Here is a 12,971-nt window from a genome sequence, read left to right as displayed (position 1 = left end):
CGCGGGCACTATGCGCGCTCGGGCGGGTTCCGCAGCAGATCGATGCGTTCGTCGAGGTACCGAGCGAGCGGCACATAGCCGCCCTGCGCGCTCCACCGCACGGCGGGCTCGTCACCGCGGAGGGCGAGAACCGCACCGCCGGTCGCGGTCCCGGTGGGATCGAGCGGATGCCACCCGATGTGCACCGTCTCGCCCTCCGGCACCCCGCCCCGATGGGCGGCGGCGGCGAGCTCGGCGCGGCGCCGCTGGGATTCGGCGGCGAACCCCCGACGGACTTCGGCATGCGAGCGGACGATCTCGCCCGTGGCCAGGATCGAGTCGTCGGTGAGCAGGAGCACGCCGAGGTGCCACGCCCGGCCGCGCTCCACGATGCGAGGAGCGCGAGGGATGCCGAAGAACCGGCGTCCCTCCTGCAGCTCGCCGAGCCGTTCTCGGGGAGCATCGATGAGACGTCGACGCGCCGCGTCCAGCAGATCGGCCGTGCGGGCGGCTCCCGCCGCGGTCACGGAGTCGCCTCGTCGAGAGCCGACCGGGCCTGCTCGAGGGTGCGCTCCGCGGCGGTCGCGTCCGCCCGCGCGGACGCCGTCTGCGCCTCGGCGGCCTCGACGGCGGTGTCCGCGGCATCGGCGTCCCGCTCGACGCGCGCGAGCTCGGCGCGCAGAGCATCGACACGTTCTCTCACCCGGTCGGCCTTCTCGCGCGCGGTGGTCTCGCGCGCGCGAGCCGTCGAGAGGGCGCGCTCGGCGTCGGAGCGCGCGCGTTCGGCGTCCCGCACGGCGCGCTCCGCGGCCTTGCGGGCGCGGCGCTGCGCGAGGTCGTCCCGCTCGTGAGGAGCGTCCGCCACCGTCGGGCAGTTCGGCACCGACCCGGCCACCGCTCGCGACGGATCGGTGCCGTCTGCGAGGTCGATCGGGACGATCAGACGCCCCGTGAGCACGAGGGCGGCGGCATCGGGGTCGATGACCGCGGCGTTGATGGTCTTCTCCACCGCGTCCCGCATGGCCGGGCTCAACGGCGAGTCGGCCTCCGCGGCGAGGTCGGCCGCGCGTCGCGCGAGAGCCGCCACCAGCTGCCGTCGCTGCCGCCCGAGGCGCGTGAGCTCGGCGGCATCCGCATCGTCCTGAGCCTCACGCAGCGCGTGCGACAGTTCGACGGCCTCGGCCAGCTGTCCGTCGCGCGCCAGCAGATTGACCGCCCACGCCGCGAGGGTGGGCTTGCGCAGCTTCGCGATGCGGCGCCCTGCCGCCCCGCCCACCTCCTCGGCACGGGCGTTGCGCGCCGCGGTGAACTGCGCCGGGGGAAGGGCGAGCAGGTCGGCCGCCACCTCGTCGAGGAGGGTCGCCGCGTCGCTCATCCCTCCATTGTGGCCCGCGGAATCAGAGCGGGACCACCCCGGGCCGCGGCCCGCGGATCTGTCGGTGCAGGCGCTCCATGCGCGCGTCGAGCTCCGCCGCGGTGTCGGCGGCATCCTTCAGTTCGGCGAGGAGATCGTCGGGCACGAGCCGGTCGTACTTGTAGTAGATCTTGTGCTCGAGGCTCGCCCAGAAATCCATCGCGATCGTGCGGAACTGCACCTCGACGGGCACGTCGACGCGACCTGTCGACAAGTAGACGGGCACCTCGACGATGACGTGCAGGCTCTTGTACCCGTTCGCCTTCGGGCGGGCGATGTAGTCCTTCACATCGCGCACGGTGATGTCGTCCTGCTGGGTCAACAGCCGCGAGAGGCGGTACGCGTCGTCGACGAAACTGCACGTGATCCGGATGCCGGCGATGTCGGTGATCGCGCTACGGATGGAGTCGAAGTCGGGCTCGATCCCTTTGCGGCGCACTTTGTCGACGAGGCTGTCCGGCGACTTCACGCGGCTGGAGACGTGCTCGATCGGGTTGTAGGCGTGCATCTCCTGGAACTCCTCGCGGAGGATCGAGATCTTCGTCTCGACCTCGGCGAGTCCGAAGCGGTACTCCATGAGGAAGCGCTGGAACTCGTCGCGCAGCGCACGCAGGGACGCACCGGACATCGTGATCTGCTGCTCGTCCAGCGGGTCGGACATGGCCCCGACGGTACCGACCGCGCCTACGAAGGCGCTGAGAGCTCACCCGCTTTGCGGAGTGGCATCCCGGGGGATGAGCTCGCCGTCCACCACGTCGATCGCCGTGAGCTGAGCGAAGATCTCGGGGAGCTCGCCCGGGTCGTCAGGGTCGGGAACAGAGGGGAGGCGGGGGTCGCGCACGGTGGCATCCTTCCGTGGTTGCCTCCACGATCGCAGAGCCGCAGGGCGCAACGGGTGGCCTTGACACCCCGCTGCCGGACGCTTAGCCCCCGGGTGAACCGCCGGTATCGTGGTGAGTATGGGCACGATCTTCTACGGCGGAGGCGGCACGTCGGTCCACATCGAGGACCGCGCGCTGGCACACCTCAAGGTCGTCATCTCGACGAAGCTGCGTCGCGGCGAGAGCTTCACGCTCTCGTGGCAGCACCCCGAGGACCAGCCGCGGGGGCGCAGCACGCTGTGGCTGCATCCGGCGATCCCGCTCCGCTTCGTGTTCGACGAAGCCGAGCCCACCACCCTCAGCCGCGAGTGGATCGAACGCCTCGCGGAGTCGGCGAACTCATCGGGCGGCATCATGCTCGTGCCCGAGGACGTGGCGCCCGCCGAAGAGGCGCCCCGGCGCTGAGGTCAGCCCTCTTCGACGAGGGTGTCCTCCGAAGGTTCGGGCGTGATCGACAGGCCATTGGGACCGGATGCCGCGAGCATGAGGTCTTCCACCCAGACGCGGTTGATCCGCGGCTGACGGCTGCCGTAGAAGTGGAACTGGATCGGCACCGACGGGTGCATCCAGAAGCTGCGGCGACCGCTTCCGTCTCCGACCTCGACGTCGAACATGAACGACTCGGAGCGGCGCAGCTTGTTCATGACCACGATTCGCAGGTGCGCCAGCGTGCGGTCATCGATGTCGACGGCGTTCGCGACGGTGTCGTAGATGAATCGGCCCATGACAGGGAGCCTATCCGAGAGCGGTGTCCTGCCGCTGTGCGGTGCCACGTCACGGTCCTCGGAATCAACCCCCCGGCGCAACGGCCGGACCCGCCGATACCGTGAAGCAGTGGGAACGCTCTACTACGGGGACATTGCGACCCCCATCGAGATCGAGGATCGTGCGCTTGCGCACGTGAAAGTCGTCATCGCGACCAAGCTCCGGCGCGGGGAGAGCTTCACGCTGTCCTGGACGCATGGGCCGGGTCAAGAGGTCGGTCGCAGCACGGTGTGGCTGCACCCCTCGATCCCCCTGCGTTTCGTCTTCGACGATCCCGAGCCGGCTCTTCTCAGCCGCGCGTGGGTCGAGGAACTGGCGAACTCCGCCAACTCCTCCGGCGGGTTGCTCCTCGTCCCCGAGCCGGGGACGGAGGAATCGAGCGCCTGACTCAGGCGCTGCGCTGGTCGAGGATCTCGCGCGCGCCCTCTTCGACGGCCGTGGGGATGACCAGTGGCCGCCCGGCCGAGAAAGCCTCCCACTCGCGCAGCACGACGGTTTCGACATGCGCGGGGTCTTCGCCGGGGTAGTCACGACGCAAGCGCGAGACGACGGAGCGGAGGGATGCCACCGGCACACCATCGACCGCATGGACGGCGTCGACGGCGGTCACGCGAGTGCGCGGCTCAATGGCGTTGTCGTCCATGCCCTCATGGTTTCACGGACCGAACACTATTCCTAATACTCAGAATTAAACTAGGCTTCCTAGTTTCTTATGCGGCGCGGGTATCCGTCACAGGGCCGCATCGGCGTCGACCGGAACGCCCGCCCCCTCGGGGTGGGGGTCGACCTGGTCGACGGCATCCTGCAGACGCGCCAGACAGGCGATCACGGTCGCGCACTCCTCGGGCGTCATGTCGACCACGGCCGCCATCATGCGGGAATGCATCGAACCGAGCGTCGCGCGCACCTCGGCATCGCTGGCCGCCGTAGCGACCACGTGGATGCTGCGACGGTCGGTGGGGTGGGGCACGCGCGTGACGTGGCCGGACTTCTCCAGGCGATCGATGATGGCGGTGGTCGACGCCGTCGAGACGCCGAGGTAGCGCGTCAGTTCGCTCGGTGAGACCAACCGGCCCTGGCCGGTGGCCCGGAGGAGGTACCGCAGAACGAGCAGCTCGTTCTCGCCCATCGACATCGATTCGCGCGTGCGACGCCGCATCGCCACCTCGGCCGCGCGGTACACGCGGAAGGCCTGCAGCACCTCGACGGCACGTCGACGGCGGTCCTCTTCGGTCACGCCGTACCAGTAGCGCGACGAATGCGAGCCGTTCTCCACCCCGGCATCCTATGTCAGAGAGGCACGAAGAGGCCCCTGTCTGTACGCGTGCCTGACAGGTACGATGGTGAATATATCGGCAATCTACTTGATCGAGACAAGAGATAAACGGAACACGAGATATCCCGTCCGGGGGTGACGAAGCGAATGACCACCGAGCACGACGTGGTGAAGGCGATCGACAACCTCTCCGAATCGGGCGCCGCATCCGAGCGCATCGCTCTGCAGTCACTGGGCATCGGCCCCAACGACGCCAAGGTTCTGCGCTTCCTGCTCGACCGTGATCACAGCGGGGAGCAGGTGACTCCCCGCCTCCTCGCGGAAATGCTGGGGATCTCGTCTGCAGCCACCACCGCCCTCATCGACCGCCTGGCCGACGCCGGGTGGGTGGAGCGCATCCCCTTCCCGGGGGACCGTCGCTCCATCGTGGTGCGCGCCACGATCGACGAATCCTCGCCGGCGCGACGCCTGCTGTCCGTGCGCAGGGCGTCGGTGGCCGCGGCCGCGGCCCAATTGGACGCCCCCGAGCGCCGCGTCGTGAGGGACTTCCTCGATGAGGTCGCGCGGGTCGAGACGCGAGAGATCGCCCGGCTCCGCCCCCGCGAGCAAGAAGCCCGCCCCGCCTGACCGGCGGGACGGGCGTCCGCTCATCCGTTCGTGCGGCCGGTCTCCTGCTGCAGGCGCTCGATCTGCTCGGACGCCTCCGCCTTGGTCAGATCGGCGGGGATCTCCTCCCCCGCCTCGCGGGCGAGAGTGTCGATGTAGCTGCGCTGCGGCGCGGTCATCGGCTCGTCGCCGGTGACCCAGTCGGACGGGTCCTTCTCCGCCGGGTTGGCTGCCTCACGGGGGGCGCCGAGAGTCTCTTCTTCGTGGTCACGAGGGGCATCGGTCATGGCGCCAGGCTAGGGGTCGGGTCAGGGCGCGCGACCGGGATTGACAGGCGCCCTCGGCGAGTGCGGCATCCTGGTGTGATGCCCGAGGACGACCGCCCCGCCCACGTCGAGGTGGAGACCTTCCGACAGGGAACCGCCCAGACGAGAGTGACGATCGTGTCGACGGGAGCCGCGAAAGACCGGGCCTTCGTCCTGATCGCCGGCATCGGCGTCGCCGCGAGCTACTTCGAGTTCCTCGCGCCCCTGCTCGCCGAGCACGGCGACGTCTACGCGCTGGATCTGCCCGGATTCGCCGGGATGCCGCCCTCCGGAGACGAACCGACCGCGGGATTCTTCGCCGACCAGGTCGAGGGCGTCCTGGAGAGGTATCGGTTGGAGAACCCCGTGCTCCTCGGCCATTCGATGGGAACCCAGGTGGTGACGGAGGTCCTCGCCCGTCGCGACGACCTCACGCACGCGGTGCTGGTGAGCCCCGTCGTCGACGAGGCCGAGGCGTCGGCCCTCGTGCAGGCCGTGCGCTTCGTCCAATCGACGGCACGGGAATCGCTGCACATCGCGGTGATGGCGGCCTCGGCCTACCTGTTGTGCGGTTTCCTGTACTTCTTCGAGGTGCTGCCCCACATGCTCCGCTACCGCATCTCGGACCGCATCGGCGCGGCTCGCGCGCACCTCCTCCTGATCCGGGGCGAGTACGATCGCCCGTCACCTCGGCGGCTGCACTCCCGCCTCGCGGCTCGCGCGCGAGACGCCCGCCGATGGGAGATCCGCGGAGCCGCCCACTCCATCGTGAACGGGCACGCCGTCGGCGTCGCCCGCCTCGTGATGCGCCACCTCGACGACGAGCTGCCCGCTCGGGGGCGCCTGTCGGCCGCCGAAGCGCGCGTGCCCCCCGCGCGTCACACGGACGTGCGGATGATCCTGGATGCCACCGCCAGCCGCATCGCGGAGTGGGTCAGCGCCCTGCGCCGCGACGAGCGCGGGGTCGAGCGGGCCAAGGCCCGGCACGCCCGGCTGCTATGGCGTGCGTACGTATCGCGACGCTGACCGCCGCGAGCTACCCGCCGCCGACACGGTGATCAAGCCCGTGACCGCGGACACGCTCATTCGCGACGATGGGGAAATGGCTTCCCTCGATCGCCCGCGGTGGAGAGAGGCGGCGTCCGCCGACCGCCTCCTTCTCGCTTTCAAGACGGCGGGCGCCGCGGCGCTCGCCTGGTACCTGGCCCCGCTGGTCCCCTTCGCGCAGAACGAATACTCCTATTACGCCCCCCTGGGCGTGCTCGTCAGCATGTACCCGACGATCGCGCGGTCGGCGTTCAGCGGGCTGCAGACCCTCATCGGTCTCGCCGTCGGCATCGGCCTCGGCCTCGGGGCTCAGGCGCTCGTGGGTGCCGGGATGCCGCGGATCATCGCGGTGGCGGCGGTCGTCGGTTTGGGCGTGCTCCTGGCGGGTCTTCGCTCGCTCGGGTCCGGCCGGGAGTGGGTGGCGATCGCGGGCCTTTTCGTCCTCCTCCTGGGCGGGGCCGATCCCGACGGCTACTCGTCGTCGTATCTCATCACCGTGGCATTCGGCGTTCTCGTCGGCGTCGTGGTCAACCTCGTCGTCATCCCGCCCCTTCACCTCCGCCAGGCGGAAGATCGACTGGTTGCGCTTCGCGCCGGCCTCGGTGACGCACTGCGCGAGATGGCCGACGCGCTCGCCGGACATGCCTTCGATCCCGAGCCCGCCCGCGCGGCCGCCAGGCGGCTCGCGGACGCGCTCGCCGACGTGCGGGAAGAGGTCGAGCTGGCCGACGAGAGTCGCCGGTACAACCCGCGGGGTCGCCGATCGAGCCTGCCGCGCGACGCGCATCAGCGACGCCTGGAGGCCCTGGCCGTCGCCGCCGAGGCCACCCGCGAGCTGACCGCCGCGGTCGCCGAGCTCACCGAAGCCGATGACGTCGACGAGCGGCTGCCCACCGACGTCCGACACTCCCTGGCGACGACGATCCGAGCGGTCGCCGGCATGGTCTCAGACCGCGCGGGGACCGACACCGCCGCGCTCCGGCTGGACGATGCCGATGCCGCGCTCGATGACTACGTCGTCCGCGTGAGCAGGATGGGCGTCGAGAAGAGCGAGGACCGCGCGGTCACCCTCGATCGCTGGGATGCGGGCGTCATCCTGCGGCGGGTCATCGATGCCTGCCGCCCGCTCGCGGAGAGAGCGGAGGACCGACCGCGGGGCTGACCGCCTCGCGCGAAGGCCGTCACGCCGTCGGCGTGACCGCGGCCAGCGCCCGCGCGACGGCGACCTCGGCCGCGATCCGCGCCGCCGCCGGGACCGCGGCGAGAAAGCCCCCGACGAACGTGTCGCCGAGGCCGATCGTCGTCGGGCGGGCGACATCCACGACATAGCCGGCGACGCCGGCGGACGGCATCCGCCGTTCGACCTCGGCGACCACGACCGTGCCGCCCGGGTGGCGCGGCAGCCGCGCGGTGGCGTCGAGATCGGCGGGTGTGCAGCCATCGCCGACGCGGTAGCGCGTCGCGGCGGTGCGGACCGCGCTCTCCAGGCTCGCACGATGCCGGCCGGCGGCGGGTCCGACCGCGACAGCCCAGCACGCGGTGTGCACGACCAGGGCCGGCACCGGAATGAGGGCGTGCACCTCGGCGAGCGCGGCGACCACGTCCTCGGGCTCCAGCAGGTCGACCGGGCGGCCCACGTACTCCTGCAGCTCGTCCTCGTTCATGCCGTAGACGTCGATCCGATCGAGCAGCCGCCGGCGCACGTCTGCCGCGAACGAGCGGTGGTAGAACCCCGCGTCCTCGTAGTAGACCAGGGCTTCGCGTGGCAGGCGCTGCATCGCCGCGACGAGGTCGTCGAGACGCCGATCGAGCAGGGCGGCATCCTGCATCGTGTTGAATCCCGAGATCAGGAACGCCGCCGCCCCGGCGAGGGCGTCCCCGAGGCCGTCGGCGATCGCCATCTCGCGGTTCGGTGCGTCGTTGGCGAGGATGACGCGGTTGGCCGCGGGGGCCGTCACCGTCGTGTCCGCGAGCGCGACGGTCGTGCCCGCCGGGTACTGGACGATGAGGTGAGGGTCGAGCGTGTCGCGGGTGGCGGAGGACACCACCCGCATCGAGCGGGGAAGGAGGCGCCGCACGGTGTCGTCGATGCTCACCAGGTGCTGGACGGTGGGCACACCGATCCGGTCCAACGCGATCCCGGCGCGCACCCCCGTTCCGCCGAGCGTCACCGCGGTGTCGAAGCGGGCGGCGAAGCGCTCGATGATCTCCGAGCTCAGGACGAACCGCTCGCCTCCCCCGCCGGTGGCGAGGAAGGCGAGCACGGTCACCACGAGCGCCCGCTCGTCGATGATCGGCGTCGTGCTGTTCAGTTCGTCGCGGTGGATTTCGTACTCCGCCGCGAGGGCGCTGAGCACGGCGGCATCCCACCGGATCTCGTAATCGACGGTTCCGCCGAGCCCGAGGACGAGGTCTTCAGCCATGACGGCGATCCTCCCCGATCAGTAGAGGCCGGCCTTACCGGCGGCGCCGAACAGGTCGATCTTCTCCGCCGCCGTGACCTTCATCGCGCCGATGGGCTCCGGCTGGATCGCGTTCGGCTCGCGGAGGCGCCGGTCGGTGCCGAGCACCTCGCGCATCCGGTCGTGGTACGCGACCTTGATGTCGCTGGAGATGTTGATCTTGTTCACGCCCAGTTCGACGGCACGGCGCAGCTCGGCGTCGGGGTTGCTCGAACCCCCGTGCAGCACGAGCGGGATGCCGACGGCGGCCTTGATCTCCTCGAGCAGGTCGTGCCGCAGCTCGGGGTTCTTGTCGGCCGGGTAGAGGCCGTGCGAGGTGCCGATGGCGATCGCGAGGCTGTCGACCCCGGTCTGCTCGACGAAGCGCACCGCGTCTTCCACGTTGGTGTAGATGATCTCGGCCGCGCCGGACTCGCCGTAGCTGTCGTTCGCCCCGATCGTGCCGAGTTCGCCCTCGACCTGGATGCCGGCGGCGTGCGCCGCTTCGACGACCTTGCGCGTGAGGGCCACGTTCTGCTCGAAAGGCTCGAGAGACGCGTCGATCATCACCGAGGTGAAGCCCGAGTGGATCGCGGTGATCATCTGATCGAAGGACCCGCCGTGGTCCCAGTGGATCGCGACGGGAACGCTCGACCGGTGCGCCCGCGCGTGCATCGCGGGGATGAGGTCGGTCGTGATGTGCGAGACCTCGTCGGGGTGGATCGCGATGATGACCGGAGCGTTCTTCTCCTCGCTGATGTCCATGATCCCGGTGAACATCGCCCAGTCGCTGATGTTGAAGGCCGGGATGGCGAAGCGGTGGGCGTTCGCCACGTCGAGGATGGACTTGCCGGTGTAGAGCACGGATTTCTCCTTGTTCGGGGGTGGGTAGGCGGGATCAGCTCTTCACCGAGCCGGCCGTGAGGCCGCTGATGAAGAAGCGCTGGAAGAAGAGGAAGAGCACGAGCACCGGGATCGAGCCGAGGATGCTCATCGCCATGATCTGGTTCCACTCGTACGAGTGCTGGCCCATGAGCAGCTGGATGCCGATGGGCACCGTGCGCATGTCGATGGTGCGCGTGAGGGTCAGCGCGAACAGGAACTCGTTCCACGCGATCATGAACGTGTAGATGCCGACCGAAACGATGCCGGGGATGGAGATCGGCACGAGCACCCGCCATAGTGCGGTGAACGAGCCGGCGCCGTCGACGCGGACGGCTTCGTCCAGTTCTTTCGGCAGGGTGTTGAAGTACCCGGTCATCATGATGATCGCGTACGGCAGCGTGAACACCATGTACGTGAGGATCAGCCCCGGGTAGGTGTTGTACAGACCGAGCGTCACCATGAGGCCGAAGTACGGGATGAGCAGCGTGATCGGCGGGACGGCCTGGACGCTGACGATGATCACGTTGACGATGCGCTTCCCGCGGAACTCGAAGCGGCTGAAGGCGTAGGCGGCCTGGATGGCGACGAGCAGCGTGAGGACCGTCACCGCTCCGGCCACGACGTAGCTGTTGATGAAGAAGCGCACCGTCTCGGGCGTGGTGAAGATCTGCACGTAGGCGTCGAACGAGAAGGTCTCGGTGATCAGCCGGGGCGGCAGCTCGAAGATCTGCGTGTTCGACTTGAACGAGCTCGAGAGCATCCACAGGACCGGCCCGGCGGCGAACACCGCTCCGAGCACGAGCCCGACGAAGACCCCGGTCCTGGCGACGCGCATACGCGTCAGGGTGGTCATGGCCATGTCAGTCCCTCGCCTTCTGGTGGCGGACGTAGAGCACCGCGAGGATCATCGACATTGCCAGCACGAGGACCGCCGAGGTCGACGCGAGCGAGAAGTCGTAGGTCGCGAACGCGAGCTTGTAGGTGTAGGTGCTGAGCATCTCGGTCACGTCGATCGGACCACCGCCGGTGGTGAGCCAGATCAGCGCGAACTGCTGAGAGGTCCAGATGAGGTCGAGCAGGACGAGGCTGACGATGATGGGCCGCAGCTGCGGGATCGTGACGTTCCAGAAGCGCTGCGCCGGGCTCGCGCCGTCGACGGTGGCCGCCTCGTAGAGATCGCTCGGGATGCCCTGGAGCCCCGCGAGCAAGCTGACCATGAAGAACGGGTAACCGGCCCAGATGTTGATGAACGTGACCGTGCCGAGGGCCAGCTGCGGCGAGGCGAGCCACTCGATGTCGGTGCTGGCCAGGAAGTTCACGATGCCGTTCGGCGCCAGGAGCATGCGCCACAGCACGGCGATCACGGCGACGGTGAACAGCCACGGGAGCACGTACAGACCGCGGAAGATCGCCCGCGGCACGGCCCCGATGAGCCGGCTGTTCAGGAGCATCGTGAAGGTGAGCCCGAGGACGAGGTGGGCGGCGACGCTGGTGAGCGTGAAGAACAGGGTGTTGCCGGTGGCCTTCCAGAAGCCCGGGTCGGTCAGGACCGTGACGTAGTTGTCGGCACCGACGAACTCGGGGTTCCTGTTGGTGATGACGTTGTCCTGGAAGGAGTAGCCGATGACCATGACGATCGGCACGATCATCAGGACGAACAGCAGGATCAGGGTCGGCGACAGGAAGGCGTACGCCTCCGAGGCCTTGCGGAGCTGACGGGTGCGCCGCGAGGCCGGACGACCCGTGACGATCAGCTCGGTGTCGGGGGGTGTGAGAGTGCGCATGGTCATGGTGTGGGCCTTCCTGACGGGGATGCCGCACCGCGGACGGTGGCGGTGCGGCATCCCGTGTCAGCGTCGGTTCAGAACTTCGCGGCCCATTCGTCCTGGGCCTTCTCGAGCGCGTCGCTCATGGACTGCTGTCCGTCCAGTGCCGACTGGAACTGCTCCCCGAACAGGCGCATGAGCTCCTCGGCGACGGGCAGGCCGGTGAATTCGTTGGCCGGGTAACCGTCCTTGTAGATCTCGAACGCCGTCTGGAACAGCTCGTCATCCTGGACGAAGGTCGGCTCCGACTCGGTGTTCCCGGGGAACGCCTTGGCCATCGTCGACAGCTCGGAGTTGACGTCCTTGCCCATCAGGAACTCGACGAGCTTGAAGGCGGCATCCTTGTGCTCGGAGTTCTCGGCGACGCCGATGCCCCACGACGCGTAGGGGATGCCGCGCTCCCCGGTGAAGCCGTCCTCGGCGGGGATGGCCGAGATCGAGAAGGCGAGGTCGGGGTTCGATTCGCGGATGAGGTTGATGTGCGCGAGCGAGTCGATCATCATGCCGACTCGGCCGTTGGTGAACTCCTCGACCTTGTCCTGCTCCTTCATCGTGAACGATCCCGGTGCGATGACGCCGTCGTCCCACAGCTGCTGGACGTAGTCGGCCGCCGAGGTCACGTCGGCGCCGGTGAGGTCGGGCTGTCCATCCTTGAGCATGGAGCCGCCCGAGGCCCAGACCCAGGACATGACGTCGTTCTGCACACCGTTGGGGGCCTCGAGCGAGAGCGGCAGCACCCACCCGGAGACGTCTCCGCCCAGGGCCGAGATCTTCTTCGCCGCGTCGGCGAACTCGGTGCGCGTGGACGGCGGGGTGGTGACCCCCGCCTGCGCGAGCAGCGCGTCGTTCGTGAACATCGGGTAGACGAAGTTGACGACGGGGATCATGTAGGTGCTGCCGTCGACCTGGATCTGGCTGGCCAGTTGACTGTCGTCGTACCCGGCGTCGCTCATGAGCTGGGACAGATCGGCGATGACGCCCTGCTGAGCGAAGTCGCTCACCCACGCACCGTCGAGCCCGACGACGTCCGGCATCGTTCCCGAGGCCGCGCCCGCGAAGAGCTGTTCCTTGGTCGAGGCGTACGGACCGCTGACGAGCTCGACCGTGATCCCCGGGTTCTCCTCCTCGAACTGGTCGATGAGCGCCCGGAATTCGCCGTCGGGCAGCTCGGGCTCCCACCACTGGGCGAATTCGAGCGTGACATCGCCGTCGCCTTCGGGAGCGGCCGAGTTCGACGAGCATCCCGCCATGGCCAGGAGGGTCGTGGCCGCCGCGGCGGCACCGACGAGCTTGATGGCGTTCCTACGCCCGCGCCCGCTGTTGTCCATCGTTTCTCCTCATTGAGATCTGCTGTATTTCGCGCTGTTCTGCGCGTTCTTGCATCTTTCAGCATGAGTATGCGCGGAAGTGCGGCACTCGTCAAGCGAGCGATGCAGATTCGTGATCTTTTCGGCACGCAACGGCACAAAGGAGGCGCGGTTACCGCAAATTTATGCCGTTTCATGCCGAAATCGGCGGAAAACTGTCGTGCCGTTTGCCGCACTGT

At 68.9% G+C, this 12,971-nt stretch carries 18 protein-coding genes; 5 read left to right on the top strand and 13 right to left on the bottom strand.

From position 1 onward, the window contains the following. Positions 1-8: 8 nt before the first annotated feature. Genes P5G46_RS10770 through P5G46_RS10755 form a run of 4 tightly spaced genes read right to left on the bottom strand, consistent with a single transcriptional unit; the run spans position 9 to position 2,234 of the window. A complete protein-coding gene (locus P5G46_RS10770) occupies positions 9-506 on the bottom strand; it encodes a glutaminase (RefSeq protein ID WP_375094792.1) in 498 nt (165 codons plus the stop codon). Further along, positions 503-1,354: a transposase gene (locus P5G46_RS10765; protein WP_408905694.1), complete on the bottom strand. Its 852-nt coding sequence runs from the start codon at positions 1,352-1,354 to the stop codon at positions 503-505. The genes P5G46_RS10770 and P5G46_RS10765 overlap by 4 nt, the downstream gene beginning before the upstream one ends. A 22-nt stretch (positions 1,355-1,376) precedes the next feature. Further along, positions 1,377-2,054 carry a GTP pyrophosphokinase gene (locus P5G46_RS10760; RefSeq protein WP_408905693.1) on the bottom strand — a complete coding sequence of 226 codons (678 nt, stop codon included), beginning with the start codon at positions 2,052-2,054 and terminating at the stop codon, positions 1,377-1,379. Positions 2,055-2,096: 42 nt separating this feature from the next. Then, positions 2,097-2,234, bottom strand: a complete 138-nt coding sequence (locus P5G46_RS10755) for a hypothetical protein (RefSeq protein ID WP_239275799.1) — start codon at positions 2,232-2,234, stop codon at positions 2,097-2,099. A gap of 118 nt (positions 2,235-2,352) precedes the next feature. Here P5G46_RS10755 and P5G46_RS10750 point away from each other — a divergent pair, with 118 nt between their 5' ends. Further along, positions 2,353-2,679, top strand: coding sequence for a DUF7882 family protein (locus tag P5G46_RS10750; RefSeq protein WP_239275801.1), 327 nt, complete (start codon positions 2,353-2,355; stop codon positions 2,677-2,679). Between the two features lie 2 nt (positions 2,680-2,681). Here the strand turns inward: P5G46_RS10750 and P5G46_RS10745 are convergent, their stop codons facing one another. Then, positions 2,682-2,999, bottom strand: a complete 318-nt coding sequence (locus P5G46_RS10745; RefSeq protein WP_239275803.1) for a DUF7882 family protein — start codon at positions 2,997-2,999, stop codon at positions 2,682-2,684. Positions 3,000-3,108: 109 nt separating this feature from the next. On the opposite strand from P5G46_RS10745, the gene P5G46_RS10740 reads away from it, so the two are divergent. After that, the gene (locus P5G46_RS10740; RefSeq protein WP_239275805.1) at positions 3,109-3,426 is read left to right on the top strand and encodes a DUF7882 family protein; all 318 of its coding nucleotides are present in this window, start codon (positions 3,109-3,111) and stop codon (positions 3,424-3,426) included. Between the two features lies 1 nt (position 3,427). Here the strand turns inward: P5G46_RS10740 and P5G46_RS10735 are convergent, their stop codons facing one another. Further along, complete coding sequence (locus P5G46_RS10735; RefSeq protein ID WP_239275807.1) at positions 3,428-3,682, bottom strand: three-helix bundle dimerization domain-containing protein; 255 nt, start codon at positions 3,680-3,682, stop codon at positions 3,428-3,430. 87 nt (positions 3,683-3,769) lie between these two features. Beyond that, entirely contained in the window at positions 3,770-4,315 is a 546-nt protein-coding gene (locus P5G46_RS10730) for a MarR family winged helix-turn-helix transcriptional regulator (RefSeq protein WP_375094795.1), read from the bottom strand. A 147-nt stretch (positions 4,316-4,462) separates the two neighbouring features. Here P5G46_RS10730 and P5G46_RS10725 point away from each other — a divergent pair, with 147 nt between their 5' ends. After that, the gene (locus tag P5G46_RS10725) at positions 4,463-4,942 is read left to right on the top strand and encodes a MarR family transcriptional regulator (RefSeq protein WP_375094796.1); all 480 of its coding nucleotides are present in this window, start codon (positions 4,463-4,465) and stop codon (positions 4,940-4,942) included. Positions 4,943-4,962: 20 nt separating this feature from the next. Here the strand turns inward: P5G46_RS10725 and P5G46_RS10720 are convergent, their stop codons facing one another. After that, complete coding sequence (locus P5G46_RS10720; RefSeq protein WP_375094797.1) at positions 4,963-5,208, bottom strand: DUF3072 domain-containing protein; 246 nt, start codon at positions 5,206-5,208, stop codon at positions 4,963-4,965. A gap of 78 nt (positions 5,209-5,286) precedes the next feature. Between P5G46_RS10720 and P5G46_RS10715 the strand changes: the two genes are divergently transcribed. Together P5G46_RS10715 and P5G46_RS10710 are read left to right on the top strand one after the other, a co-directional pair. Then, positions 5,287-6,252: an alpha/beta fold hydrolase gene (locus P5G46_RS10715; RefSeq protein ID WP_375094798.1), complete on the top strand. Its 966-nt coding sequence runs from the start codon at positions 5,287-5,289 to the stop codon at positions 6,250-6,252. 76 nt (positions 6,253-6,328) lie between these two features. After that, a complete protein-coding gene (locus P5G46_RS10710) occupies positions 6,329-7,435 on the top strand; it encodes an FUSC family protein (RefSeq protein ID WP_408905692.1) in 1,107 nt (368 codons plus the stop codon). 19 nt (positions 7,436-7,454) lie between these two features. Here the strand turns inward: P5G46_RS10710 and P5G46_RS10705 are convergent, their stop codons facing one another. The 5 genes from P5G46_RS10705 to P5G46_RS10685 form a co-directional block, all read right to left on the bottom strand. Next, positions 7,455-8,696: an ADP-dependent glucokinase/phosphofructokinase gene (locus P5G46_RS10705; RefSeq protein ID WP_408905691.1), complete on the bottom strand. Its 1,242-nt coding sequence runs from the start codon at positions 8,694-8,696 to the stop codon at positions 7,455-7,457. Positions 8,697-8,714: 18 nt separating this feature from the next. After that, entirely contained in the window at positions 8,715-9,578 is an 864-nt protein-coding gene (locus tag P5G46_RS10700) for a ketose-bisphosphate aldolase (RefSeq protein WP_375094801.1), read from the bottom strand. Between the two features lie 34 nt (positions 9,579-9,612). Next, positions 9,613-10,458, bottom strand: coding sequence for a carbohydrate ABC transporter permease (locus P5G46_RS10695; RefSeq protein ID WP_408905690.1), 846 nt, complete (start codon positions 10,456-10,458; stop codon positions 9,613-9,615). A 1-nt stretch (position 10,459) separates the two neighbouring features. Further along, entirely contained in the window at positions 10,460-11,389 is a 930-nt protein-coding gene (locus P5G46_RS10690) for a carbohydrate ABC transporter permease (RefSeq protein WP_408905689.1), read from the bottom strand. 71 nt (positions 11,390-11,460) lie between these two features. Next, entirely contained in the window at positions 11,461-12,753 is a 1,293-nt protein-coding gene (locus tag P5G46_RS10685; protein ID WP_408905688.1) for an ABC transporter substrate-binding protein, read from the bottom strand. Between the last annotated feature and the right edge of the window lie 218 nt (positions 12,754-12,971).

The organism is Microbacterium mcarthurae (assembly GCF_046064585.1).
GTDB classification, from domain to species: Bacteria; Actinomycetota; Actinomycetes; order Actinomycetales; family Microbacteriaceae; genus Microbacterium; species Microbacterium mcarthurae.
Note: the sequence above shows the minus strand (reverse complement) of the source record. Positions and strands in the feature narration are given on the sequence as shown.